The organism is Methylobacterium sp. 1030 (genome assembly GCF_040544715.1).
Taxonomy (GTDB): domain Bacteria; phylum Pseudomonadota; class Alphaproteobacteria; order Rhizobiales; family Beijerinckiaceae; genus Methylobacterium.
Map to the genome: position 1 here is coordinate 201539 of NZ_JBEPKM010000004.1, position 24021 is coordinate 225559.

21 protein-coding genes are annotated in these 24021 nt (G+C 72.0%); 9 read left to right on the forward strand and 12 right to left on the reverse strand.

What is annotated here, in order from left to right; all coding sequences use genetic code 11:
• Positions 1-129: 129 nt before the first annotated feature.
• Positions 130-543, reverse strand: coding sequence for a hypothetical protein (locus ABIC30_RS07320; RefSeq protein WP_091978554.1), 414 nt, complete (start codon positions 541-543; stop codon positions 130-132).
• 963 nt (positions 544-1506) lie between these two features.
• Here ABIC30_RS07320 and ABIC30_RS07325 point away from each other — a divergent pair.
• Entirely contained in the window at positions 1507-3351 is a 1845-nt protein-coding gene (locus ABIC30_RS07325; RefSeq protein WP_103985151.1) for a hypothetical protein, read from the forward strand.
• Between the two features lie 104 nt (positions 3352-3455).
• Complete coding sequence (locus tag ABIC30_RS07330; RefSeq protein WP_020094539.1) at positions 3456-3695, forward strand: hypothetical protein; 240 nt, start codon at positions 3456-3458, stop codon at positions 3693-3695.
• Between the two features lie 126 nt (positions 3696-3821).
• On the opposite strand, the gene ABIC30_RS07335 is transcribed toward ABIC30_RS07330, so the two are convergent.
• Together ABIC30_RS07335 and ABIC30_RS07340 are read right to left on the reverse strand one after the other, a co-directional pair.
• Entirely contained in the window at positions 3822-4109 is a 288-nt protein-coding gene (locus ABIC30_RS07335) for a hypothetical protein (protein ID WP_049961956.1), read from the reverse strand.
• Positions 4110-4256: 147 nt separating this feature from the next.
• A complete protein-coding gene (locus ABIC30_RS07340) occupies positions 4257-5954 on the reverse strand; it encodes a methyl-accepting chemotaxis protein (protein WP_026605157.1) in 1698 nt (565 codons plus the stop codon).
• Between the two features lie 688 nt (positions 5955-6642).
• On the opposite strand from ABIC30_RS07340, the gene ABIC30_RS07345 reads away from it, so the two are divergent.
• The 3 genes from ABIC30_RS07345 (at position 6643) to ABIC30_RS07355 (ending at position 9419) form a co-directional block, all read left to right on the forward strand.
• Positions 6643-7578, forward strand: a complete 936-nt coding sequence (locus ABIC30_RS07345; RefSeq protein WP_354454556.1) for a site-specific integrase — start codon at positions 6643-6645, stop codon at positions 7576-7578.
• Between the two features lie 289 nt (positions 7579-7867).
• On the forward strand, positions 7868-8833 hold the full coding sequence (locus ABIC30_RS07350; protein ID WP_354454558.1) for an alpha/beta fold hydrolase: 966 nt from the start codon (positions 7868-7870) through the stop codon (positions 8831-8833).
• A gap of 166 nt (positions 8834-8999) precedes the next feature.
• On the forward strand, positions 9000-9419 hold the full coding sequence (locus tag ABIC30_RS07355) for a RidA family protein (RefSeq protein ID WP_103985149.1): 420 nt from the start codon (positions 9000-9002) through the stop codon (positions 9417-9419).
• A gap of 41 nt (positions 9420-9460) precedes the next feature.
• Here the strand turns inward: ABIC30_RS07355 and ABIC30_RS07360 are convergent, their stop codons facing one another.
• Positions 9461-10255: an ABC transporter permease gene (locus ABIC30_RS07360; protein ID WP_020094533.1), complete on the reverse strand. Its 795-nt coding sequence runs from the start codon at positions 10253-10255 to the stop codon at positions 9461-9463.
• 106 nt (positions 10256-10361) lie between these two features.
• Complete coding sequence (locus ABIC30_RS07365) at positions 10362-10949, reverse strand: DUF308 domain-containing protein (RefSeq protein WP_026605154.1); 588 nt, start codon at positions 10947-10949, stop codon at positions 10362-10364.
• 165 nt (positions 10950-11114) lie between these two features.
• Here ABIC30_RS07365 and ABIC30_RS07370 point away from each other — a divergent pair, with 165 nt between their 5' ends.
• Positions 11115-12014, forward strand: a complete 900-nt coding sequence (locus ABIC30_RS07370; RefSeq protein WP_354454561.1) for a helix-turn-helix transcriptional regulator — start codon at positions 11115-11117, stop codon at positions 12012-12014.
• Between the two features lie 51 nt (positions 12015-12065).
• Here the strand turns inward: ABIC30_RS07370 and uraH are convergent, their stop codons facing one another.
• Positions 12066-12431 carry a hydroxyisourate hydrolase gene (uraH, locus tag ABIC30_RS07375; RefSeq protein ID WP_020094530.1) on the reverse strand — a complete coding sequence of 122 codons (366 nt, stop codon included), beginning with the start codon at positions 12429-12431 and terminating at the stop codon, positions 12066-12068.
• 276 nt (positions 12432-12707) lie between these two features.
• Between uraH and ABIC30_RS07380 the strand changes: the two genes are divergently transcribed.
• Genes ABIC30_RS07380 through uraD form a run of 3 tightly spaced genes read left to right on the forward strand, consistent with a single transcriptional unit; the run spans position 12708 to position 15472 of the window.
• Complete coding sequence (locus tag ABIC30_RS07380) at positions 12708-13967, forward strand: urate hydroxylase PuuD (RefSeq protein ID WP_020094529.1); 1260 nt, start codon at positions 12708-12710, stop codon at positions 13965-13967.
• A 42-nt stretch (positions 13968-14009) separates the two neighbouring features.
• Positions 14010-14966, forward strand: a complete 957-nt coding sequence (gene puuE / locus ABIC30_RS07385) for an allantoinase PuuE (RefSeq protein ID WP_020094528.1) — start codon at positions 14010-14012, stop codon at positions 14964-14966.
• On the forward strand, positions 14963-15472 hold the full coding sequence (uraD, locus tag ABIC30_RS07390) for a 2-oxo-4-hydroxy-4-carboxy-5-ureidoimidazoline decarboxylase (protein ID WP_234083304.1): 510 nt from the start codon (positions 14963-14965) through the stop codon (positions 15470-15472). The genes puuE and uraD overlap by 4 nt, the downstream gene beginning before the upstream one ends.
• A 10-nt stretch (positions 15473-15482) precedes the next feature.
• Here the strand turns inward: uraD and ABIC30_RS07395 are convergent, their stop codons facing one another.
• From ABIC30_RS07395 to ABIC30_RS07420, 6 genes are all read right to left on the reverse strand, one after another.
• Complete coding sequence (locus tag ABIC30_RS07395) at positions 15483-16412, reverse strand: LysR family transcriptional regulator (RefSeq protein WP_056530249.1); 930 nt, start codon at positions 16410-16412, stop codon at positions 15483-15485.
• A 238-nt stretch (positions 16413-16650) separates the two neighbouring features.
• Entirely contained in the window at positions 16651-17667 is a 1017-nt protein-coding gene (locus tag ABIC30_RS07400; protein WP_020094525.1) for a hypothetical protein, read from the reverse strand.
• Between the two features lie 25 nt (positions 17668-17692).
• Positions 17693-19033: a c-type cytochrome gene (locus tag ABIC30_RS07405; RefSeq protein WP_354454565.1), complete on the reverse strand. Its 1341-nt coding sequence runs from the start codon at positions 19031-19033 to the stop codon at positions 17693-17695.
• Positions 19030-19575 (reverse strand): (2Fe-2S)-binding protein, encoded by a 546-nt coding sequence (locus ABIC30_RS07410; protein ID WP_354454567.1) that lies wholly within the window; start codon positions 19573-19575, stop codon positions 19030-19032. Before ABIC30_RS07410 ends, ABIC30_RS07405 begins: the two co-directional genes overlap by 4 nt.
• The gene (locus ABIC30_RS07415; protein WP_354454569.1) at positions 19572-22409 is read right to left on the reverse strand and encodes a xanthine dehydrogenase family protein molybdopterin-binding subunit; all 2838 of its coding nucleotides are present in this window, start codon (positions 22407-22409) and stop codon (positions 19572-19574) included. The genes ABIC30_RS07410 and ABIC30_RS07415 overlap by 4 nt, the downstream gene beginning before the upstream one ends.
• A gap of 11 nt (positions 22410-22420) precedes the next feature.
• Positions 22421-23812, reverse strand: a complete 1392-nt coding sequence (locus ABIC30_RS07420) for a nucleobase:cation symporter-2 family protein (protein WP_354454571.1) — start codon at positions 23810-23812, stop codon at positions 22421-22423.
• Between the last annotated feature and the right edge of the window lie 209 nt (positions 23813-24021).

Sequence of the window (24021 nt, forward strand, 5' to 3'; positions counted from 1 at the left end):
GATGCCGTCTTCGATGAGAAGCTTCGAGCCGCTGAAAGTTATTCGCATAACAAACATTATGGAATGCGGTGACGAATTCCGCATGATCGGCACTTATACTACGATCTGACCCCCGGCGTCATCGCGAAGTCATCGCGAAGGGCGGCTGCAGCCCGCGACCAGGGCAGCGAGACCGGTCCGGGCGCCGGCCAGAGGAATCCGCTGCGTGTCGCCAGAGAGCGTCACGCGAAGGGTCTTGCCGGACAGGATCCGCACCCAGTCTTGCGTCAACGTTGTCGTGGTCTGGAGCACGATCTGGTCGTCGAGTTCCAGCTGTTTCGCCCGCATCGGCAGCGAGAGCGTGCCGCCCTCCGAGGCGAACTCGACCTCGGCCCGGGTGCCGTCCCGAGCGCGGTCTCTGTCGTCGTAGTAGTCGACACTCAGCTGTCCGCCCCGCGTGTCGCAGGTGAGCGCGAGGCTCTGCGCGCCGCTGTCCGGAATCTCGTAGGCAAGATGGACGCGACCGTCCCCTTCCCGCTTCTGCCAGCGCATCTCCTGCGCCATCGCCGGTACTCCAAGACAAGACCCTAGAATTGCCACGGTAAGAAAAGTGATCTCACGACGCATGGCCTTCGATGTCCTCACGCTTCGTCCATGGAGTTGCTGCATGATGGGTGGATTCTGTTCCGTGCGTGTATCCGGCCGGTGGCGCGTGCTCGATGATGCTGCGTGCCAGGCCGGGAAGCCGTGGAAGCCCCCGGCGCTGTCGGGCGGCCTGTCGTCGCCCGACATGTGACCGTCTTCGTCGACGCCGGGTCGAGCGCCAGCCCTTGTCCGCATGGTCGAAGGCGTGTGCCTCGGGCGATCCGGGGGCCGCCGTCGATCGCGCGGAGCGCCAGAGCCGTCACGATCGCGTCCGGGAATACGCCGAACCCGTCTTCATTCCTCTCACACGCGCCCTGCGGCCGTACGGCTGCGCGCCGGCGTTGCCTCACGGTGGCGCTCCCTCTGTCATGCGAACCGCAGCCAGCAGAACAGAGCCACGGTGCCCAAACCTGTCCGATGGCATCGTCGGAGCCGGTGGCCCTGTCCAGAGGACTAGCTCATCGCCGCGCCGTGACGTTCGCTGCAGCGCGGGGTACCATGCGAGGGCGCTAGACATGGACAAGCCCCGTGCTCTTCCGGCGCAACACCGGCCGGACCCGGAGCCGACGGCACGGATGCTGCCGGCGCGCTGCGCGAGATGGATGAAGTCTTTGGGAAAGCGTCCGGGACGCGTCGGCAGGATCTCGACAACGGTGCAGGACCGGCTCGACCGCCCGCCCCTCGATCCGTGCGAGGCACGGGGAGATACGGGTCACAGCGCCCTCCCCTCTCCGCGGCCATCGGGCGTCCCCGGAGGGCGGCGTGCCCGTCGACCGAACCTTCCGGCGCTGACGAGGATCGTGCATGCCCCGTTTGGCGATCACCGGCACTGAGCAGCGATACAACACGGTCGCGGCCGTCGAAGACGGCGGGCGGTGGCGCATGATCCTGCCTTTTCCGCAGGACTCGATCCGGGCCGCCGCCCTGGTCGGCGCTGCGGGACTGGTCTGCCTGTCCGATGACGGGGAACTCTGCCTGATCGACTGGCGGGCGGGCCGGGATCGCGTGCGGCGCCGCCTGCCGGGCGAGGGACCCTTCAATCACAAGCTGTTCGTCACCCGCGATGCCGACCGGATCGCGGTCTATCGGAGCCATGGTCCGAAGAACGACGAGCAGTACTTCGACGACATCGTCGTCCTGCGGGCGTCGGATCTCGAGATCCTGCAGCACGGGCGCGGACTCGTCTGGCATGCCGATGGCCCTGTCGGGTCCCTGTCGCCCGAGGAGGCCTATCCGCCGCGCCCGGACGGGCCGACCATCCTGACCATTCACGGCGACCTGTTCGAGGATCCCGGAGGGCGACTGGCCTTCATCGGCTTCCGGTGCGGGCCGGGCGGGTCGGCCTACGGGCTGTGTCGGCTCGAACGGGCCGGCGCGACGCTGCGCTACGACCCGCTGCCGGACGCGGTGAAGCCCTACTGGTTCAGCCCCAGCGGCCGCTACGCCGTCACGCCGCACTCCGATCCCGCGCGCGGGGGCCCACCGGAGGCAGCGGCCGATACGGGGGACGCCGGCCCTCCCCGCCTCGGACAGGCCGTCGAACTCTGGACGACCGGGCCCGTCGCCCGCGCGGCGACGCTCGTCGCGCGGCCCGGCTCCGAGCCTCCGCGCGCGATCACCGAGGTGGCCTGGGAGCCCGACGAGCGGGCGTTCTGGATCAAGTCGGGGTATTTCTGGGATCGGACCACGGACTTCCAGCGCATCGGCCTGGACGGCACGCGCTCGCCCGTCTTCTCCTTCGCGCGCTACGACGGCGCGAAGGCCGTCTCCGCCTTCGCCGACGTGGCGGATGCGGAGCGGGTCGAGATCCGCTTCTTCAGCGACTCCGTCTACATCCCGCGCGCTCGATGCGCCGACGCGGCGCCCGCCCGGACGATCACCCCGGAGGAGGACGGCTATCGGCCCCGGCCGTCGGCAGGCCCGAGCGCGTCGGCGGTCCGGTGCTTCCTGGCGCGCTCGCAACCGGTGGTCACCGTCGCGGCGTTCTCGGCCGCCGCCATCGCCGAAGCCCTGGACGCGCTCACCGGCCGGATCCGAGCGGATCTGGGGGGACTCCTGCGGGGCGACGTGCTCGCGTTGACCTTCGAGGTCGGCGGGCGGGCGATGACGGAATCGGCCTTCTTCGCGCGCATCGCCCGCGAGCGCGTTGCCGTGGTCCCGGCGCTGCGCGCACTCCTCACGACTTATCTCGCGGTCCAGCCGGGGGTGGTGGAGGCCAGGAAGCTGTATCGCCAGCTCTGGGGGCCCGAGGACGATCAGGGTGCGCTGGCACCGGCCATGCAGGCGCTGCTCCACCTCGATCCGACGGCCCACGACGTCTTCCGCGACTACCTCGCCCAGCGCGACGGGGAGCACGAGGTCTACTCCACCGACGTGATGATGAGGACCTACATCGCCGAGGCGGGCTGGCGCGACCGGGCCATGATCCGGTTCGGCGTCTATTTCGCGCTGATCCGGTACAGGGATGGCCTGATCACCCTGAGTGGCGGATTCCTGGAGGAGTACGGCGTCCTCGATGCCGCCGAGGGCCTGCTGGAGCCCGCCGACTTCGCCGCGCTCATCCTCGAGGAACTCGACGGGTTCGCGGCGCGCCCCGATCTCGACTGTCGCCTCGGGAGGGACGACCTCTACCGCGAGCTCCGCGCGAGCCTCGCGACCACCGCTTACGGGCGGACGGTCCTGACGGCGCTCGCGGCCCGATCCGCCGCGTCGTCCCGCCTCGCGTGAACGACCCGCGCGCATCGCGCGGCGGTCCAGCCTCCGCGGGGCTGCCGGCCGAACCGACCTGTCCCCACTGACGTCCGGGCCGACAACCGATACGGTGGCGGGCGATGTACAAGCTCCCGCCCGGCAGCCTCTACCGGCTCCGCACCCTCGCGCAGACCGGCGCCCGCTTCTATCAGGTCAGCGGCTACATGCGGCGCATGGAGGTCCTGGGACTGGTTCTCGCGACGGGTCGGACGGATCCGGACGCGAAGACCGTCGAGTACCGCATCACCGAAGCCGGCCGAGCCGAACTCGAGGAGCGTCACGGTCCGGCCTGGCCCGGCTCGGCCGAGGACGAGGCCTGACGCGCGGCGACGGCGCGACCCGAGCGCGATGGCCGGTGTCGCAGCCGCCGCGCGGCGCGAGCGGTTCAGGGAGAGGCCGCCGGCAACGGGGCCGTGACCGGGGCCGTGCCGGCGGATCGTCGACGGCTATCGGCTGCTGCCACCGCTGCCGCCCTGCGGCGACGGGCGCTCCGGCTGGTTGGCGTTGCCCGCGGCTGAGGAGCTGTTGGAACGCGTGTCGGCGGCTTGCCCGGTCGGCGACCCCGTCACCGCGCCCGGCGCGCCGGTCGCGCCCGATTGAGGCGTGACGACGCCCGAGGAGGTCGGCGGCGCGCCCGGCGCGGTGGCCGGCGCCTGCGCGTAGGCCGTCCCGGCGAGGACGGCCGCCAGCGGCGCAGCGGCCGAGAGAGTACGCAAGAGAGTACGGTGTTTCATCGGGACCTCAATCATGGATTAAAGTCTTCAACGCCGGATGCGGGAAGAAGGTTCAGGGCGGACGAGAGCCGCCTTCGCGGATCTCGGTCCTGAAACGGCCCCGTCCGGCGATGAGCCGGACGGGGGGGTTCGCGGGTCGCCCCCGGATCAGGCGGCTCGGACGGTGGCCATGAAGCGCCCCACCTCGGCAGCGAGATGCTCGGATTGGCGCGACAGCTCGGAAGCCGCTCCCAGAACCTGGCTCGCCGCCGCGCCCGTCTCCTCGGCCGCGCCGGCCACGCCGGCGATGTTGCTGGTCACTTCGCCGGTGCCCATCGCGGCCTGGCTGACGTTGCGGACGATCTCCTGCGTCGCCGCGCCCTGCTGCTCCACGGCCGCGGCGATCGAGGTGGCCACGTGGCTGATCTCCTGGATCCGCACGGTGATCGACCCGATGGCCGATACGGCCTGACCGGTGGAGGCCTGAACCCGGGCGATCTGCCCGGTGATCTCCTCGGTGGCCTTGGCGGTCTGCTCGGCCAGAGCCTTCACCTCCGTTGCCACGACCGCGAAGCCGCGGCCGGCGGCACCCGCGCGGGCCGCCTCGATGGTGGCATTCAGGGCGAGCAGGTTGGTCTGTCCCGCGATGGTCGAGATCATGCCGACGACGTCGCCGATGCGCGCGACCGACGCGCTCAGTTCCTGCACCAGCGCGCCGGTCTGGTCGGCCTCGTTGACCGCCACCCGCGCCATGTCGGCGGAGCCGTCGACCTGCCGGCCGATCTCCTGAACCGAGGAGCCGAGTTCCTCGGCGGCGGCGGCGACCGTGTTGACGTTGCTGGCGGCTTCCTCGGCCGCGGCCGCCACGGTGGTCGACCGGCTGGCCGTCTCGGTGGCCGTCGCCGTCATCGTCTGCGCCGTGGCCTGGAGTTCGGTGGCCGAGGACGAGACCATGCCGATGATCCCGCCGACCGCGCGCTCGAAACCGTCGGCGAGCTCGACCATCGTCCGCTTGCGTTCGACGGCCGCCGCCGCGTCGGCAATGCGCCGGATCTCGGCCTGCTCGGCGGCCTTCTGCGCCACCATGGCCTTGATGCCCTCGACCGCCTTGCCGACGGCACCGATCTCGTCGCCGCGGGCGGCCTCCTCGATCTCGGCGTCGACCTCGCCCCTGGCCATCCGCTGCAGCACGCCGACGAGGCTGGCCAGCGGCCGGTTGATCCCGAACAGCACGATCCCGCCGAGGATCCCGAATGCGACGAGAAGGCCCGACGCGGCGATGACCGTGAGCGTCAGCTTGATCTGCTCGGCGACGGCGACGGCGTGGTCCCTGGAGGCTCTGAGCTCCCTGGCGTTCGTCTCGGTCCGCATCTGGACGCCTTCCAGCACTTTGGCCCGCGCGGGGCGGCCCTCGTCGACCGAGATCGTCCGGGCCCCTTCGGCATCGTTCTTCATGCCCAGGGCGATGGCGCGGTCGGCCGCCGCGAAATACGCGCCCATATCGACCTTGATGGCTGCGTTCGCCGAATGCCGAGCCGGGGTGTCCGCGAGGGCGATGAGGCGGTCGATCGCCTCGTAGGCGAGCGTCCGCTCGCGCTGGAAGTGCTGACGCTCGGCAGCCATCGTGGCCGGATCGGTCTGTATGATGATGTTCTTCTCAGAGATCGTCGCGTTGCTCATGGCCAGCGCCATCTGCAGCGCTGTGACGGCGCGAACGGCGGCCACGTCGACGATCTGCTGGGTGTTCTTCTCGAGCTCGTCGATCGCCGACCGCGCGAAGAAGACGATGCCGATGGCGGTCGCGAGCAGCAGGGCGGCCGGTATCGCGATCTTGGTGCCCAATCGCAAATTGCGAAACCGACCCATGACATCCCCTCCAGTGTTCAGGATCGCAGAGAGCTCCGCAGCTTGCTCAATGCGGAAGGCGTTGAGCCAAGATGCGGGTGCGAAACTAAATGCAGGTTAATGATCGCGGTCTTCTTGCCAGGGATATCCAATAGTGATTTGAGGTTGCGCGCTCGGCGTCAGAGCGTGATCAATAAAAACCGCGCTCGTCCGGGATTAAAATTCCGCGGCGTGCTTCACAACCGCTGGATGAACTTCCGTCGAGCGCGTGACCGCAATCACGGACACCTTCCCGCGGCGGTGTTCCAACGTCGCGACCCGGGCGCAGCGACGCTGCCGGGGGGTGAGCATCCGGACGAACCGGAGAAGCACTGCCGGCGGGCCGGGCGGCTGGCTCGGACCGTTGGCGGACCGTCTGCCCGGATGCGGAGGCGAGGTGGCGCCACCCCCGACCCGATCACACGGTTCCGCCGGACGCTCCGACTCGCCGCGGCGGGTGATGCCGGCCCGCAGATCCGCGCGATCGCGCGCCGTTCCCGACCTGCCGCGGAGCGCGGATATCCTGTCCGCTCGTGGACCGTTCGCGAGGCACGCAGCCCACCCTCCTCCGCGAGCGGGGAGGCCCGGGCCGCGCCGCATCGGCCAGCGTCTGATAACCCTTTCTTATCAGACGTAGCGTCACGCTCAGGCGCGACCGAGGGAGAGAGCCATGACGCTGCCCGCCACGCTTGCCGCCCGCGCCCGCGCCTTCGCCGACGAGGCGCTCTCGGAGAATTCCCGTCGGGCCTACCGCGCCGACTGGCAGCACTACGCGCGCTGGTGCGGCGGCCACGATCTCGCGCCCCTCCCCGCGGGTCCAGATCAGGTGGCGAGCTACCTCACCTCCATGGCCGAGACCCACAAGCGCGCGACGATCGAGCGTCGGCTCGTCACGATCGGTCAGGCGCACAAGCTCCAGGGGTTGCCGTGGATCCCGGCCCATCCGGCCGTCCGGGCGGCGCTGCGCGGGATGTTCCGGCGCTACGGCAGGCCGAAGAAGCAGGCCGCCGCGCTCGGCGTGCCCGAAACGCTCCGGATCGTCGCCGCCTGCGAAGGGACGGTGGCCGCGCTCCGGGACCGCGCCCTGTTCCTGTTGAGCTTCGCCGGCGCGTTCCGGCGCTCCGAGGTCGCGCGGATCCGCCACGAAGATCTCGCGTTCCGGGACGGCGCCGTCGATGTCTTCCTGCCGCATTCGAAAGGTGATCAGGACGGCGAGGGCACGGTCGTGACCGTCCTGGCGGGCGGGAGCCCCGCGACCTGTCCGGTCGCCGCGCTCCGGCGCTGGCTGCAGGCGGCGCCGGCCGACGGCTACGTCTTCCGGGCGGTCCGGGCGGACGGCACCGTGATGGACGACGGGCTGCATCCGGACTCGGTGGGCCGCATCGTTCAGAAGCGCGCGGCGGAAGCCGGCCTCGTCGCCGGACCGCGCGAGCGCATCTCCGCCCACGGGTTCCGCGCGGGCTTCATCACCGAGGCGTACAGGCGCGGATCGCGCGACGAGGAGATCATGGCGCATTCCCGCCACCGGGATCTCAAGACGATGCGGGGCTACGTCCGCCGGGCCAAGCTCGCCGACGCGCATCCGGGCCGCAACCTCGGCCTCTAGCGCCGGGGCGGCGCTTCGGGCCTTCGGGAAGCCCGCGGTCGCCGCCGCGGCGGCCGTCGACCGTTTCACGGCAGGGAATGGTGAATTGCGACGACTCGCTGTTCCGGAGCGCGCCGCGTCCCTGCATCATGGTCGCGCCGTCGGGTTCGCGCGTCCGGGCCGCGGCCCGGCCAGGCGGATCGCCGTCCCGCACGGCGGTCGCGCCGTCCGACCCGGCGGTGACGATCCCGACGCATGCCGTCCCGCCAGGATGAGGCGCGCCATGACGCGACACACGCACGGAGACGAGATGACGGGGCGCGGACCGGCCCGCGCGACGCGGCGGCGTGTGCTCGCGGGCGGCGTGCTGGCGACGGGCGCGGCGGCGTCGGGCACCGTGCGGGCGGAGGTCCACCCCGTGCGGGCCGGAGAGGTCCGCCACGGCACGGTCCGGGCCGACGGCGTGGACGTCTTCTACCGGGAGGCCGGTCGTCCCGATGCCCCGGTCATCCTGCTGCTGCACGGCTTCGCCAACTCGTCCTTCTACTTCCGGCACCTCATGCCGAGGCTGGCCGATCGCTTCCGCCTGATCGCGCCGGACCTGCCCGCCTTCGGGTTCACGCACGTCCCGGAGGATCGCGCCTACGTCTACGACTTCGCGTCGCTGTCGCGCACGACGGAGGCGTTCGTCGGCGCGCTCGGCCTCGACCGCTACATCCTCTACACGTTCGATTACGGGGCGCCGGTCGGATGGGATCTGGCGCTCGCCCATCCCGACCGCGTCGCCGGCATCGTGTCCCAGAACGGCAACGCCTATCTCGACGGGCTCGGCGACGCGGCCTGGGCGCCGCTGCGGGCCTACTGGGCCGCGCCGAACGCGGCCGCCGTCGCGGCGATCCGCGCCCGCATGACCCTCGACGGCGTCAGGGCCGCCTACGTCCAGGGTGTGCCCGACCCGTCCCGCATCGAGCCCGAGGCCTACACGCTCGACGCGGCCATCCTGGCGCGGCCGGGCAATGCCGACCGGCAGGTCACGCTCAAGCTCGACTACAAGCGCAATCTCGAGCGTTACCCGCTGATCCAGGCCTTCTTCCGCGCGCGCCGCCCGAAGCTCCTCGCCGTCTGGGGGCGCAACGACGCGTTCTTCATCCCGCCCGGCGCCGAGGCGTTCCGGCGCGACATCCCGGAGGCGCGCGTCACCTTCCTCGACACCGGGCACTTCGCCCTGGAGACGGACGGCGACGCGATCGCGGAGGAGATCCGGCGCTTCTTCTGACCCTCTCCACCGGGCATGGCGCGGATCGGATCGGACCGCCGCATCCGACACTATCCCCGGCCTGATCGTGACCCTACGGTCGCGGACCTGGATCACGGAGATCGGGCGGGTCGCGCCCGTCGCAAGGGAGATCGCGGTGCCGCAACCCCAGTCCGCCTCGTCGGCCATGCTGTTCCACATGGTCTCCGGAGGGCCGCAGCCGGTCGCCCCCTTCAGCCACGCGGTCGAGGTCGACGGCTTCGTCTTCGTCACGGGTCAGATGCCCGACACGCCGGACGGGCCCGGCGTCCTGCCCGACGGGATCGAGGCGCAGACCCGGAACGTGATGGCCAATCTCGCGACGGTCCTGGCCGGCCTCGGCCTGGGCCTCGAGAACGTCGTCGTCGCGCGCGCGTTCCTGACCGAGTTCAAGCGCGACTACGCCGCCTTCAACGCCACCTACAAATCCTTCTTCCCGCCCGACCGGCTGCCGGCCCGCACCTGCGTGGGCACGACGGGGCTCGCCTACGACGCCCTGGTCGAGATCGACCTGATCGCCCACCGCGGCGGCGCGACGTCGCCGTCGTCGGACGCGCGATCGGGCTGAGCCGCGTCCTCCGCGCCCGGGCCGATCGGACGCGTCCCCGCTCAGCCTCGCAGCTGGCCGCCGCCGCGCACGACCAGGCCCAGGCCGACACACGCCGCGGTCAGGCCGAACACGACGACGTAGAGATGGTCGACCTGCAGTCCGGCAGCCGGGTAGTAGGCCGACCTCATCCATTCCGCGACCTGCAGGGCCGGATTGAACTTGGCCCAGTAGTACAGCCGTTCCGGCAAGTAGCTCGGCAGGAAGAGGACGCCGCTGGACACGTAGAGGATGATGCTGAACAGGGCGTAGCCGATCAGCCATCCGGGGAAGAAGCCGATGATCGCGACGTTGATCGTGCCGATCCCGATCCCGAGCGCGATCGCGGCGAGGTAGCCGCCCACCGCCGTCAGCGGGTCCGCCGGGACCGGGTTCGTGCCGAGCGCGACCAGGACACCGCTCACGACCAGCAGGGCCAGGAAGCCGGTGACGATCTCGACGAGCACGCGGGAGAACACCAGGTCGAACAGCCTGACCTGCGGGTAGTAGGTCAGCGGCCGGTTGACGATCACGGACTTCATGACTTCGCGCGAGATGTACTGGAAGACGAGCACGGGCACGGCGCCCGTCGCGAAGAACAGGGCCCTGTCGTCGCCGAGCGGCGCGGGCAGCTTCTGAACCGTGTAGATCGTGATCAGCACGAAGACGTGCACGCACGGCCAGAGAACGACGACCCCGTAGCCCCACATCGACGCGCCGAAGCGGGTGCGCATGTCGCGCAGCATCAGCGCGTGCAGGACGTGGAGGTAGGCCTCGACCGCGTTCCTCCGCGGCTTCACGCTCGTTCGCGCGCCCATGGACCATGGCCTCTGCTGTCCGACGGCGGTCGGGAGGGGACGACGGTGCGGATGTCCGGGGGCCGGGGCGATGATCGAGGTCGGATCCGCCCGGCCGCATCGGCGCCTAGGCGGCGCGCGCCCGCGACGCGTCCCGCAGGCGCGTCACCGTCAGCCAGGCCGCGGAGACGAGGAAGTAGAAGGCGCCGAACGCCGCGTAGGGCGCGACATCCACGATCCCGGGGACCGCGGCGCCGGCCGCCTGCCGGATGAAGAAGCCGCCGGCGAGCGCCGATTGCGCGCCGCTCAGGACCATGGCCCACTGGGCGCCGGCCCGCCAGCGGCGCGCGCCGGTGAGAAGCTGGAGCAGTCCCGAGAGGATGGCCCAGGCGCCGAACACCGCGAGCACCGCGTTCGGGCCCCGTCCGAGGGCGACCGCGACCGCGACCGCGATCGCGGTCGCCGCGCTGATCGCCGCGTTGAGGGCCTGGCTGGGACTGCCCGCGAGGCCGCCGTTGCGCCGGGCGTCGGCCAGGTTGGCGAGCGCGTCCCAGGCGGGATAGGCGACCAAGAGCGTCGCGGCGACCGCCGGCATGCCTCTCCCGAGGCCGAGCGCGGCGGCCACCCAGGCGGCGGCGACGCCGGCACGCACGAAGTAGTAGGCGGTGAGCCAGGGCAAGGCAGGACCGCGATCGCGCTGCGGGTCGGTTCTCATCGTCGGCTCCTTCGTGTACTGAGCGCGGCTCGACGGACCGGATCTATTCGTGAACAAGGCAGATGGACACGATAGATGCCGATTTATAGCTTCGTAGATCCGGACGCGCCGAGCGAATACGCGCTTCGATGGGCCCACGTTTAGGATCGGGAGCCGGGGCCAGCCATGTCGGAAACGCTGGAAAACTTGACCGATCTTCCGGAGGGCGGGCCGCGCAGCGCCGCGTCCGGCGACCTGCTGTCCCACGTGCTCGCGCAGATCCGCCTCACCGGGGACCGCGTCGAGTCCCGGCCGGTCGCGCCGGGCGAGCGCCTGGATCTGGATGCCGGCGCAGGCCACGTCCTCGTGGTGATCGCGGGCGCCCTCATCCTCGAAGGCGACGGCGAGTCCCTCGCGGTCGGCCCCGGCGACCTGCTGTTCCTGCCCCGCGGCCTCGGAACCGGGCGGTTGGTCGCCGCCGAGGGCGCGGACGTCGTCGCCTGCCGGTTCTGGTTCGATCCCTACACGCTCCGCAGCATGATCGCGCTCCTGCCGAAGCAGATCTGCATCCGGCACGAGGAGGGCGCCGGATGGCTCGACGGCCTCGTGCATTTCCTGCTGGTCGAGACGACCGACGCCGAACCCGGCGCGGCCCTGATGATCTCGCGCATCATCGACCTCGCGGTCATCCGCACGCTGCGGACCTGGGTTCATCTCGGCCGGACGTCGGGGTGGCTGGCCGGCCTGGCCGATCCCCGCATCGCCCGCGCCCTCAAGGTCATGCACGAGAGGCCGCTGCAGCGCTGGAGCGTGGAGGCCCTGTCGGACGTCGCCGGCATGTCGCGGTCGAGCTTCTGCGAGCGGTTCAACGCGCTCGTCGGTCGCTCACCCCTGCGCTACCAGAACGAGTGGCGCCTGAACCTCGCGCGGGACATGCTCGCCGCGGGCGACGCCCGCGTCGGCGAGATCGGCCTGCGCGTCGGATACGAGTCGGAGGCGGCGTTCAGCCGGGCCTACAAGGCGCTGTTCGGCCACTCGCCCCGGGAGGCGACCGGTCGCGCCGCCGGGGCGCGGTCGGAAAGCTGAGTTCCGGCGCTCCGGCAGGCTCCGCCCGGGCCGATGCCGGCCGATCCCGTGTCAGCTCCCGCGATAGGTGGAGTAGCTCCACGGCGTGATGAGCAGCGGGACGTGATACTTGGCGTCCGGGTCCGAGACGCAGAAGCGCACCGGCACGCGGTCGAGGAACGGCCGCTCGGCGCCGGCACCCGTCCCGGCGAAATAGGCGCCAACGGCGAAGACGAGCTCGTAGGTCCCGGGCGTCAGGGCGTCGCCCGCGAGCAGGGGGGCGTCGGTCCGTCCGTCGCCGTTGGTCGTGGCCGACGCGACGGTCTCCCCGGTGCCGTCCCCGCTGCCGTCCCCGGCGAGGCGCCGGAGCTCGACGGTGACCCCGGCCGCCGGCTTGCCGGCGGCCGTGTCGAGGACGTGTGTCGAAAGATGGCCCATCGGCGTCCTCCCGGACGGAAAGGCCCGCGCCCGCGGCCCGAGGCGGGCGAAGGTCTGTCGGGCCGAAGGAGACGGTGGAGACGAGCACGGGGCGGGGGGCTCGGACAACCCGGAAAGCGCCCGGCATTTTCCGAACGATTTTGAAGGTCCTTGGCGCCGCGGCGGGTCGCTGCCGGCCGCGGTTCGGGGCACACCCGGGGTCGCGGCTCGGGCCGAACCACGAGCCGACATCGAGGCCGAACCCGGCCCCACGACAGATCGCGGAGGATCCGTCCCATGTATCCGATCCTGCACGAATGGGGCGGGTTCCTCATTCGATGGACCCACGTCGTCGCCGCGATCGCCTGGATCGGCGCGTCGTTCTACTTCATGCATCTCGACGCCAGCTTGCGCGCCATTCCGGCAATCCCGACCGGCAAGGGCGGCGAGGCCTGGGAGGTGCACGGCGGCGGCTTCTACCAGGTGCGCAAGTATCTCGTCGCGCCCGACCGGATGCCGGAGCACCTGATCTGGCACAAATGGCAATCCTACGCGACCTGGCTGTCGGGCTTCTCGCTGCTGTGCTGGGTCTATTACGGTCAGGCCGACCTCTACCTGATCGATCCGGCGGTCCGCGTGATCACGCCGATGACCGGGGCGGCCATCGGCCTCGGCGCCCTCGCCCTCGGCTGGCTGATCTATGACGGGCTCAACCGCTCGCCCCTGGCCAACCGGCCGCCGCTGCTCGCGGCCGCCGTGTTCCTCACGGTCGTCGCCTTCGCGTACGGCTTCCAGCAGGTCTTCTCCGGCCGGGCCGCGATGCTGCACACGGGCGCGGTGATCGCGACCTGGATGACCGGCAACGTGTTCTTCGTCATCATGCCCAACCAGCGCAAGGCGATCGCCGAGCTGGTCGCGGGCCGGGTCCCGAACCCCGCCTGGGGCAAGCAGGCGAAGAACCGCTCGTCCCACAACAACTACCTGACGCTGCCGGTGCTGTTCTTCATGCTGTCCGGCCACTACCCGATGGCGTGGTCCTCGCCCTACAGCTGGACCATCGTCGGCCTCGTGGTGATCGCGGGCGGCGTCGTCCGCCACTACTTCAACGTGCGCAACGCCGGTGGGGGCGACCGCTGGTGGACCTGGGGCGTCGCGACGGCCTGTGTGGCGGTGGCGGTCGCGATCAGCGTCGCCTCGTCGCCGGGCGCCCGCGAGCAAATCGGCCTGTCGACCGCCGCCGAGGCGGCCCCGGCTCCGGCCCCGGCGATCAGCCTCGCGGCGGCCGGGGCGGGCGCGCTCGAGGGCCCCGCGGTCGACGACGCCGTGATGGCCGTGGTCGGGACGCGCTGCGCCATGTGCCACGCCGCCGAGCCCCTGTGGCCGGGCCTGACGAGCCCGCCCAAGGGCGTGCTCCTCGACAGCCCCGAGCACGTCGCGCGCTTCGCGCCGGCCATCCGCCTGCAGGCCGTCCTGACGCACGCGATGCCGCCGAACAACATCACCGACATGCAGCCCGAGGAGCGCGCGGCGCTCGCCCGCTGGCTCGCCGCGCGATAACCGTCGGACCCCGTCTATTCGCGCCAACGCAGGATCCCGCCCGTGACCGCACCGGATACAGACGGCCCCCCGCGCGACTTCGTCGGCTACGGCGAGGCGCCGCCCGACGCCCGCTGGCCCGGCGGCGCCCGCGTCGCCGTCCAGTTCGTGCTGAACTACGAGGAGGGCGGCGAGCGCTCCGTCCTCGACGGCGACCCCCACGCCGAGATCTTCCTCTCCGAGATCGCCGGGGCCACGCCCTTCCCCGCGCGGCACATGAGCATGGAGAGCCTCTACGAGTACGGCGCGCGCGCGGGCGTCTGGCGGATCCTGCGCCTGTTCCGCGAGCGCGGCGTGCCCCTCACGGTCTTCGGCGTCGCGCAGGCGCTCGCCCGCAATCCGGCCGCCGTCGAGGCCTTTCTCCGCGACGGCCACGAGATCGCCGGCCACGGCTGGCGCTGGCTGCCCTACCAGGACGTCCCGGAGGCGATCGAGCGGGAGCACCTCGCCCGCGCGGTCGAGACGATCCGGAGCCTGACCGGCGAGACGCCGCTCGGCTGGTACACCGGCCGCGACAGCCCGAACACCCGGCGGCTCGTGGTCGAGCAGGGCGGCTTCCTCTACGATTCGGACAGCTACGCCGACGACCTGCCCTACTGGGTCCGCGTCGCCGGCCGGGACCACCTCGTGGTGCCCTACACCCTCGACACCAACGACATGCGCTTCTCGATCCCCGGCGGCTTCCCGTCGGGCGAGCAGTTCTTCGCGCACCTGCGCGACGCCTTCGACTGCCTCTACGAGGAGGGGGCGAGCGCCCCGAAGATGCTGTCGATCGGGCTGCATTGCCGCCTCGTCGGGCGCCCGGCGCGCCTGCCGGCCCTCGCCCGGTTCCTCGACCACGTCCTGGCCCGTTCCGACGTCTGGGTGACCCGGCGGATCGACATCGCCCGGCACTGGGCGGCCCACCATCCTCCCGGCGCCCCGGCGGCGGGACCGACCCCGGAGAGGACAGGTCCGTGATCACCATCGCCGCGCTCAACGCGCTCGCGCGCGACGCCTTCGTGGACCTCCTCGCCGAGGTCTACGAGCACTCCCCCTGGGTCCCCGAGGCGGCCTTCGACCGCGGGCCCTTCGCGGGGCGCGCGGACCTGCACGCGGCGATGGAGGCGACGGTCGCCGGCGCCGACCGCGTCCGCCAGCTCGCGCTGCTGCGGGCGCATCCCGAGCTCGCCGGGCGGGCCGCCCAGCGCGGCGCGCTCACCGCGCATTCCAGCCGCGAGCAGGCGGGAAGCGGATTGCTGGGCGGCCCCTCCCCCGCGGTGGCGCGGCTGCGGGACCTCAACCGGGCCTACGCCGAGCGCTTCGGCTTCCCGTTCATCATCGCGGTCCGGGGCCTCGACCGCGACGCGATCCTCGCCCGCCTGGAGCAGCGGCTCGGCAACCCGCCGGAGACCGAGCGGGCCGAGGCCCTGCGGCAGGTCGGACGGATCGCCGCCCTGCGCCTGGAGGCCCTCGTCGCGGACTGACGCGCGCCCGTCAGACCGCCCGGCCGCCGACCAGGGCGAGCTGCTCGCTCACGTGCTGGCGCAGGGCCTCGTGCGTCATGTCGACGAAGGTCTTGGTCCGGGCCGACAGCATCTTGCGGGACGGGTAGAGCAGGCCGAGCGTCACGCTGGTCGGCGGGGTGTGCTCGAGGACCGGGACGAGCCGGCCCTCGGCGAGGTGCGCCGCGACCTCGAACAGCGGCTTCAGGACGATGCCCTCGCCGGCCAGCGCCCAGGCGGTGAGCGTGTCGCCGTCGTCGGCGTCGATGTGCCCCGAGACCGGCAGGGTCACGGTCTCCTGGCCGTCGACCAGGGTCCAGCGGAACTGCTCGGCGCCGGGATAGCGCAGCAGCAGGCAATCGTGCTGCAGCAGGTCCGCCGGCTCGGCGGGCGCGGGGTGCTCGGCCAGGTAGGCCGGCGCCGCGCACAGCACCCGCTCGATCTCCGCGACCTTGCGCAGGGTGAAGGTGGAATCGCGCATCTGCGACAGGCGGACCGCGACGTCGACCGCCTCCTGCACGAGGTCGAGGAGGTGCTCCGACAGGCGCAGCCGGACATCGGTCTCGCCGTGGCGGTCGCGGAAGCGCGGCACGAGCGGCGCGACGACCCGGCGGCCGAGACCGAGCGGCGCCGTCACCTTCAGCACCCCGCGCGGCACCGCGCCCGCGGTCTCGACGCTCTTCTCCGCCTGCTCGACCGCCGCGGTGATGTCGAGGCAGCGGTCGTAGAAGATCCGGCCGGCCTCCGTGAGGCTCATGCGCCGCGTCGTCCGGGTGAGCAGGAGGCAGCCGAGATGCTCCTCCAGGGTCTGGATCCGGTAGCTCACCACCGACGGTGACAGCCGCAGCGAGCGGCCGGCGGCCGAGAAGCTCCCCGTCTCCGCCGAGCGCAGGAAGATGCGGATGCTTTCCAGGGAAATCATGAGCGGGGATCGTTAGGAGCAGTTCGGACCTGTCAACGGACTGTCCCGACAATGTGAACTCGGCGTCCGACCCGATCATCCTCCGCGGCGTGACGCTTCGGTCGGTGCAGCCCGCTCCGTCATTGCGAGCGCAGCGAAGCAACCCAGGGCTGCGGGACATCGGGGAACGTGGTGCCGGCTGGATGGCTTCGCTCCGCTCGCAACGACGGCGGAACCGATCTGATCGACCGAAACGGCATCAGAAGACGTGGAACGCGACGCCGGCGAGGAAGCTCTTCTCCTCGGTGCCCTTGAAGGTCGCGGTCTCGACGTTCCCGAACTTGTTGTGCCAGTACTGGAACCCGACGAAGACATCGACCCGGTTGGGCTGATCGTAGACGAGCTTGCCGAGATCGAGCACGAGGTTGGTGCGCGACAGGAATTCGAGCCCGCGGGGCGGGTTGAAGGCGAAGGCGGCCGGGTTGCTCACGCCCCGCCCCTTCGGCAGCACGATGTTGTTGAAGCCGACGAGGCTGAGCGGCAGCCCCGTGAAGGTCAGGGGAAAGTTGTAGACCAGCTCGAATTCCGGGACCGTGTCGAAGCTCTGGTCGCGGTCCGGCTGGAGATTGAACCCGTTCCGGTTCCACTCCTTGTAGGCTTGCACGGAGAGGTTGAGAAAGCCCGCCGGCACGTCGAAGGCGAAGTTCAGGCCGCCGACGATGTCGCGCTTCTTCGAGCCGAAGGCGTCGTTCTGGGCGTTGGCGTCGAAGCCGAAGGCGAGGGACACCTCCTTGACGAGGCCGGGAACGGTGAAGGCCTTCGTGCCCGTGAGCGCGTTGAGGCTCAGCGTGCCGCGATACAGCCCGTAGGCTTCGGTGTTGCCGTAATCGGCGAAGAACGGGGCGGCGACGGAGCCCGGCGCGTTGGTGGTGCCGGCCGGGAACTGGGAGCCGGACTTGAGGATGTCGAGGGAGAAGAAGTTCGTCCCGTAGGCCCAGGCATCGGCGTGGGAGATGTTCAGGATGTGCTTGGGCGCCGCGCGGGAGACGAAGCTGCCGTCGGGGCGCTGGATCTGGATTCCGGGCGAGACGGTGGGGAACTGGTAGCGGTAGCTGATCTGGGTGTCGGCGAAGAGGAAGAACGGGCCGTCCTCCACCACCGTCGTGGCCTCGGGCGCCACCGGCGCCGAGGAGGCCGTCCCGAGGTCCTGCGCCCCCGCCGCGCACGTCATCCCGAGCGGCAGCAGCGCGGCCGCGATCCGACAAGCCATGGTCATGTCCCCCCCCTCCTCCCGGCCGCCTTCAGTGCGAAGCGTCGGCCCGCAAACCCGCGCGCTGGCGCGCGACCTCGTCCGGCGTGACCGCCTGACCCTGCCCGCCCCATTCGGCCCGCATCCAGGTCGCGAGGTCGGCGAGCGCCGCGTCGTCGATCAGGGCGGCGAAGGGCGGCATGGCCTCCATCCGCTCGTTGCCCGGGAAGCGCTGCGCCGGGAGCCCGACGAGGATCGCCCGCAGGAGACCGCCCGCGCCCGCGACCCGCATCGCGGTGTTCGTCCGCAGCGGCACGGAGACGTGGGGGATCCCCTCCCCCGCCCCGCCGTGGCAGCCGGCGCAGAGGCCGGCGTAGCTGGCCCGACCCCGGGCCGCGACCGCCGCGGGGATCGCCGCGGGGGTGGCGGCGACCGGCGTCTCGGGCTCGGCCGGCAGGGCGTCGCGGTCGAACAGGTAGGCGGAGAGCGCCGTGAGGTCGGCCTCGTCCATGTGCTGCGTCGAGAAATGCACGACGTCGAACATCTGGTGCGTCGCGCCGCCCTGGGCCGAGAGGCCCGTGCGCATGAACCCGACGAGCCCGTGCGGGGTGAAGCCCATCCGCGCGAGGCCCGCGGGCGTGATGTCGGGCGCCTCGACGCCCTCGATCGTGGCGCCGCGATAGACGGCGTCCGGGCGCATGGCCTGGATCACGGTGCGCGGCGTGTGGCACTCGCCGCAATGGCCGAGGGCGTCGGCGACGTAGCGGCCCCGGTTCCACAGGGGGGAGCGGCCCGGATCGGGCGCGGCGACCGTGGCCGGCAGGCTCAGGAGGTTCCAGGCCGCCAGGGTCCAGCGCTGGTCGAACGGGAAGGCGAGGGTATTGGCCCTGTTCTCCACCGCGACCGGCGCGCGGGTCATCAGGTAGGCGTAGAGGGCGTCGACATCCTCCGGCGTCAGGCCGCGATACGACGTGTAGGGCATCGCCGGGTAGAGGTGGCGGCCGCCCGGCGCGATCCCGTCGCGCAGGGCCCGGTGGAAGTCGGCGCGGCTCCAGCCGCCGATGCCCTGCGGGCTCGGCGAGATGTTGGTGGCGTGGATCGTGCCGAAGGGCGTCTCCAGGGGCAGTCCCCCCGCCCAGGGGGCGCCGCCCCGGGCGGTGTGGCAGGCGAAGCAGTCGGCCGCAGCGGCGACCTTGGCGCCGCGGGGGGCGAGGCCGCGCACGGCCTCCGCGCTCAGCGGGGTCTCGACGTCGCGCGCGACGACGCTGCGCTCCAGGGCGCCGGAGGCGACGAGGCCGGCCGCCGAGACGGCCACCGCGAGGGCCGCGGCGAGCCCGGCGCCGACGCGCCGCGCGGGGGTGGTGAGGGACGGGATCCGCACGGCGCGCCTCACGCGGTCACCAGACCGGGGGTCGCCAGCACGAGGTCGCGCACCGCCTGATGGTAGCGGACGTAGCCCGTGCAGCGGCAGATGTGGCGGTCGAGCGCCTCGGTGACGACCCGCTCGACCTCGTCGCGGCGGATCGGCTCGCGGCGCAGGCGCTCGATCAGCACGCTCGCCCCGGTGACGAAGCCCGGCGTGCAGTAGCCGCACTGGAAGGCGAATTTCTCGATGAAGGCCTGCTGGACCGGCGAGAGCACGACGGTGCCGTCCGGCGCGGTGCGGGCATGGCCCTCGACGGTGCGGATGCTGCGCCCCTCGAACCAGTGGGCGCCGGTGATGCAGGCGCGCATCTCCCGCGGGCCGGCCGCCTCCTCCAGCATCACCGTGCAGGCGTGGCAGATGCCCTGCCCGCAGCCCATGCGGCTGCCGGTGAGGCCCAGCCACTCGTGCAGGACGTCGAGCAGGCTCGTGCCGACGGGGACGGGGATCGGACCGACGGCCGCGCCGTTCACGCGGAGCGAGAGGTCCTTGATCTCGATGGGAGCGCTCATGCCAGTGCCTCGCGGATGCGCTCGGGCCGGATGGGGAGTTCGTGGAAGCGGTGGCCGATCGCGTGCGCGACGGCGTTGGCCAGCGCCGGGACGACGGCGATCATCACGACCTCGGCGATGCCCTTGGGCGGGTCGGTCTCGGAGAGCGGCGGCAGGATCTCCACCGTCTGGTTCCACGGGGCCACGTCGCGGGCGCGGGGGAGCTCGTAGCGGTTCCAGTTCCACGTGCCGTCGCCGGGGCCGTCCTCGTAGAGGGGCAGCACCTCCTTGAGGGCGTGGCCGATCCCCATGGCGAGGCCGCCCTGCACCTGGCCGGAGACCAGCTCGGGCACGATCTGGCGGCCGCACTCGAGGATCGAGTGGTGGGACAGGATCGTCACGTCGCCGCTGGCGGTGTCGACCGCGACCTCCGCCAGGGTGGCCATCGGCGCGTAGTAGGTCGTGCCGACATTGTTGCGCTGGGTCGGCGGGTAGAAGACCGCCGCCCGGGGCACGAAGTGCCAGCCCGCATCCGCCATCAGGGCGCGGCGCTCGGGCGGGGCCCCGGCGCCGTAGCGCACCGCCAGGGCGTCGATCGGCAGGCGCGTCCGGCCCGTTCCGGGCAGGTCGAACTCGGCCTCGGCCCATTGCCAGCGGTTGAAGGTGTGGAGGGTCACGCCCACCGGCAGCCCGAGCCGGTGCGCCTCGGCGGCCACCGCCTCCAGGGACAGCGGTGGCAGACCACCACCGAGCACCCGGCCGTCCACCAGCCGCAGCTCGTCGCGGGCGACCACGTGGTAGGAGGCCAGCGCCCCGCCGCCGCCGCCCCGCGCCCAGAGCGCGCGGGCGGCGGGCCAGACGGCGTGGTCGACGAGGAACCGCGCGGCCGTCCGGGTGGCGTGGCCGAGGTAGTAGGCGGAGTTGGTCGCGCTCATCGGCGAGGTGAAGCGCGGGGTCCAGCGGGGGTTCTGCGCCCGGCGGTCCTCCTCTTCCTGGGGCGTCGTGTAGGGCTGGTCGGAGGTCTCCAGCGGCATCTCGGGCCAGCGCACCACGCCGAACGCGGTCTCCGAAGGCACTCGGCCGAGGATCTCGGCCACCATGACCGCCTGCGAGGTGGTGACGCCCGGGCCCATCTCGTGGGCGACGTGGCGCAGGCTCAGGCGGCCCCGCGGGTCGAGCTCCAGCGAGGCGACCGCCGCCTCGGCGCCCGTGCCGTAATCCTTGTGCACCTGCGCGAAGCCGACGCCGTAGCGGCGGCCGGGATGGGCGGCCTCGTAGGCGGCCTTGCGCGCCGCCCGGTCCCGCCAGAGCGGGTGCGCGGCGGCCTTCGTCAGGATCTCCGCGTTGCGCAGCGCCCCGGCCGGGACCGCGCCCTGGCTGTTGCGCTGGCCCGAGCGGAGCACGTTGCGCAGGCGCAGGTCGATCGCGTCGATGTCCAGGAGCGCCGCCGCCTCGTCGACCATCATCTCGGTGGCCGACATGGTCTGGAGCGTGCCGAAACCCCGGGTCGATCCGGCTTCCACGGCCCGCGAGGCCAGGGCGATCGCCTGGAAGTCGCTCTTCGGCAGGTAGTAGATCGACTGCGCCGCGGTGGCGCCGACGAAGGAGACCGCGATGGAGTAGTTGGGGCGCCCGCCGCCGTCGCAGGCGAAGCGCCCGGTCATGGCCCGGAACCGGCCGCTGGCCCGGTCCACCAGCAGGACGTTGTCCATGCGGAAGGCGTGGCGCTTCAGCCCGTTCTGGAACTGCTCGAACCGGTCGTTGGCGAGGCGCACCGGCCGGCCGCCCGCGTAGAGCGCGGCCACGACGCAGAGGAACGGGAAGATGTGGTGGTCCTTCGTCCCGTACCCGACCGTGTAGCCGACCTTGAGATCGACCTCCCTGAGCGGGAACCGGGATTTCGAGACCAGCGCGGCGGCGGCCTCGGCCACGTCGTAGGGCGACTGCGTCGCCATCATCAGGCGCAGCGTGCCGGTGGCCGGATCGTACCAGACGTTGCCGTTGTCGGCCTCCATGGCCGAGGCGTCCGTCGACTGCGACCGGTAGGTCCGCCGGATCACCAGGGCGTCCGCGCCGGCGCCGTCGATCTCGGCGGCGATGGCGGCCGCCGCCGCCATGCCCCGGGCGAAGGGGCCGTCGTCGCCGGCCTTCGGCCAGGCGGGCTCGTCCCCGGAGAAGCCGGCGAAGATCGGGGACTGCGCGAACGGCGAGAACCGGTCGGGCGCGTCCGGCGCGTCGCCCTCGATCCGCACCCAGCGCGAGGCGCCGTAATGGGCCGGCGGCCTGGGACCGGTCTCGGCGCCGTACTGCACGACGTCGTCGGCGAAGCGCAGGGCGCGCTTGGCCGCGGCGAAGCGCGGGAAGTCGGCGTAGATCAGGATCGCCACCGGCTGCCCGAGCAGGCGCGGCGTCTCGCCCTGCGGCACGAGGAACCAGTCGCCGAAGAAGTCGGCGTGCGGGACCGAGACCCCGTCCGCCACCAGGTCCTCGTGCCGGACAATCCGGTCCGGCCGCAGGGCGGCCGGGAGCCGCGACAGGTCGAGGCCGGTGAAGCGGCGGTCGGCGCGGGTCGCCGCGACGAGGAAGGCGTGGGCTTGGCCGTCGGGCCAGCCGGCGAGGTCGCGGGCCCGGTAGTCGCGGGAGAAGGTCTTGGCGCCCGTGACCTTGGCGACGGCGTCGAGGCGGTAGCGGGGCCGGCCCGGCGCGGCCCACGGGGAGCCGGCGGACAGGCCGGTCTCGGCGAGCTGCGCCCGGGCCGGGGGCGCCAGGAAGGAGACCTTCACGGCGACGCCCGCCGCCGCGCCGGCCTTCAGGAAGTGGCGCCGCGAGAGCGCCTTGGTCGCTTCGGCCGACATGGCTTCTCCCCTCAGGCCCGGTCCAGGACGGCCGCGTGCGGGAAGGCGGGCTCCGCGTCGGCGACGCGGTGCTCGGCCCCGGCACCGAGACGGTCCGAGTTCAGCAGCAGGTTGAGGACGATCGCCCCGATGGCGCCGAGGGTGATCCCGCTGTGCAGGATCGGCCCGGCCCAGTCCGGCGCCGTGGCGGCGAAGAGCTTCGGCGCCGCCATCGGGATCAGGCTCAGGCCGATGCTGACCGCGACGACGATCTGGTTGCGGCGGTCCCCGAGATCGGCGGCGCCGACGATCTTGAGGCCCGCCGCCGCGACCATGCCGAAGATCACGATGCCGGCGCCGCCGAGCACGGCCGACGGGATCGACGCCACCGCGAAGGCGACCTTGGGCAGGAGGCTGACGCCCAGGATGATGAAGCCCGCCGCGACCGTGACGTAGCGGCTGCGCACCCGCGTCATGTTCACGAGGCCGACGTTCTGGGAGAACGAGGTGTGCGGGAAGGTGTTGAGGCAGCCCGCGATCAGCGTCGAGAGCGAGTCCGCCATCAGGCCGCGGGTCAGGGTCCGCTTGTCCACCGGGCGCCCGACGATGTCGCCCACCGCCAGGAACATGCCGGTCGACTCGACCAGCGTGACCATCATGACGATGCACATCGCCGCCACGGCCGTCAGGTGGAAGGTCGGCCAGCCGAAGTGGAACGGCGTGACGAGGGCGATGAGCGGGCGCTCGGCCAGCCCGTCGAGGCGGAACAGGCCGAGCGGCCAGGCGAGGCACAGGCCCGCGACGAGGCCGATCAGCACGGCGACGTTGGCGACGAAGCCGGTGGCGAAGCGGCTGACCACCAGGATCACCGCCAGCACGAAGGCCGCGACGCCGAGATGGACCGGGGCGCCGAAATCGGAGGCCCCGAAGCCGCCGCCCGCCCAGTTGATCCCGACCGGCAGCAGCGTGACGCCGATGATCAGGATGACCGTGCCGGTGACCAGCGGCGGGAAGAAGCTCGCGAGCCTGGAGAAGAACGGCCGGAGCAGCAGGCCGAACACCCCCGCCCCGATGGTCGCGCCGAAGATGCCCGGCAGGCCGATCGTCGGGTCCTGCGCCATCGCCACCATCGGGCCGACCGCCGCGAAGCTGACGCCCATGATGACCGGCAGGCGGATGCCGAAGATCCCCAGGCCGAGGGACTGGATCAGGATCGCGATGCCCGTCACCAGCAGGTCGCAGTTGATCAGGTAGGCGACCGTCTCGGTCGGCAGGTTCATCGCCGCGCCGAGGATGAGCGGCGGCGCCACCGCCCCCGCGCTCATCACGAGCACGTGCTGCATGCCGTAGGCGAGGAGCTTCGGAAGGGGCGGGATCGCGTCGACCGCGTCCACCTCGCGCGTTGTCCTGTCGTGAGACGTCATGGGCGTGTCCTCCGCCAGCCGGGACCTGTCGAGGCGTCGTCCCGTGATGGTGTCGTCAGGGACCCGGCAGCGGTGGCCGGACCTCTTCCGGGTCCGGGCCGCCAGGAGCGGGTGTGGGGCCAGTCGCAGGGCGGGCCGTGGCGGCACGCCCGGGGGCGGGGGAGCGGGCTCTCGGCGGCCGCTCCGGGGTCATGCGCTGCCGACTTGGC

Coding starts and splice junctions, on each gene's coding strand:
- ABIC30_RS07410 (WP_354454567.1), bottom strand. CDS start 19,575: ATGAGCGCTCCCATCGAGATCAAGGACCTCTCGCTCCGCGTGAACGGC.
- uraH (WP_020094530.1), bottom strand. CDS start 12,431: ATGGGCCATCTTTCGACACACGTCCTCGACACGGCCGCCGGCAAGCCG.
- ABIC30_RS07420 (WP_354454571.1), bottom strand. CDS start 23,812: ATGACGTCTCACGACAGGACAACGCGCGAGGTGGACGCGGTCGACGCG.
- ABIC30_RS07345 (WP_354454556.1), top strand. CDS start 6,643: ATGACGCTGCCCGCCACGCTTGCCGCCCGCGCCCGCGCCTTCGCCGAC.
- ABIC30_RS07350 (WP_354454558.1), top strand. CDS start 7,868: ATGACGGGGCGCGGACCGGCCCGCGCGACGCGGCGGCGTGTGCTCGCG.
- ABIC30_RS07415 (WP_354454569.1), bottom strand. CDS start 22,409: ATGTCGGCCGAAGCGACCAAGGCGCTCTCGCGGCGCCACTTCCTGAAG.
- ABIC30_RS07380 (WP_020094529.1), top strand. CDS start 12,708: ATGTATCCGATCCTGCACGAATGGGGCGGGTTCCTCATTCGATGGACC.
- ABIC30_RS07335 (WP_049961956.1), bottom strand. CDS start 4,109: ATGAAACACCGTACTCTCTTGCGTACTCTCTCGGCCGCTGCGCCGCTG.
- ABIC30_RS07320 (WP_091978554.1), bottom strand. CDS start 543: ATGGCGCAGGAGATGCGCTGGCAGAAGCGGGAAGGGGACGGTCGCGTC.
- ABIC30_RS07370 (WP_354454561.1), top strand. CDS start 11,115: ATGTCGGAAACGCTGGAAAACTTGACCGATCTTCCGGAGGGCGGGCCG.
- ABIC30_RS07400 (WP_020094525.1), bottom strand. CDS start 17,667: ATGACCATGGCTTGTCGGATCGCGGCCGCGCTGCTGCCGCTCGGGATG.
- ABIC30_RS07360 (WP_020094533.1), bottom strand. CDS start 10,255: ATGGGCGCGCGAACGAGCGTGAAGCCGCGGAGGAACGCGGTCGAGGCC.
- ABIC30_RS07365 (WP_026605154.1), bottom strand. CDS start 10,949: ATGAGAACCGACCCGCAGCGCGATCGCGGTCCTGCCTTGCCCTGGCTC.
- ABIC30_RS07325 (WP_103985151.1), top strand. CDS start 1,507: ATGATCCTGCCTTTTCCGCAGGACTCGATCCGGGCCGCCGCCCTGGTC.
- ABIC30_RS07395 (WP_056530249.1), bottom strand. CDS start 16,412: ATGATTTCCCTGGAAAGCATCCGCATCTTCCTGCGCTCGGCGGAGACG.
- ABIC30_RS07340 (WP_026605157.1), bottom strand. CDS start 5,954: ATGGGTCGGTTTCGCAATTTGCGATTGGGCACCAAGATCGCGATACCG.
- ABIC30_RS07355 (WP_103985149.1), top strand. CDS start 9,000: ATGCTGTTCCACATGGTCTCCGGAGGGCCGCAGCCGGTCGCCCCCTTC.
- ABIC30_RS07330 (WP_020094539.1), top strand. CDS start 3,456: ATGTACAAGCTCCCGCCCGGCAGCCTCTACCGGCTCCGCACCCTCGCG.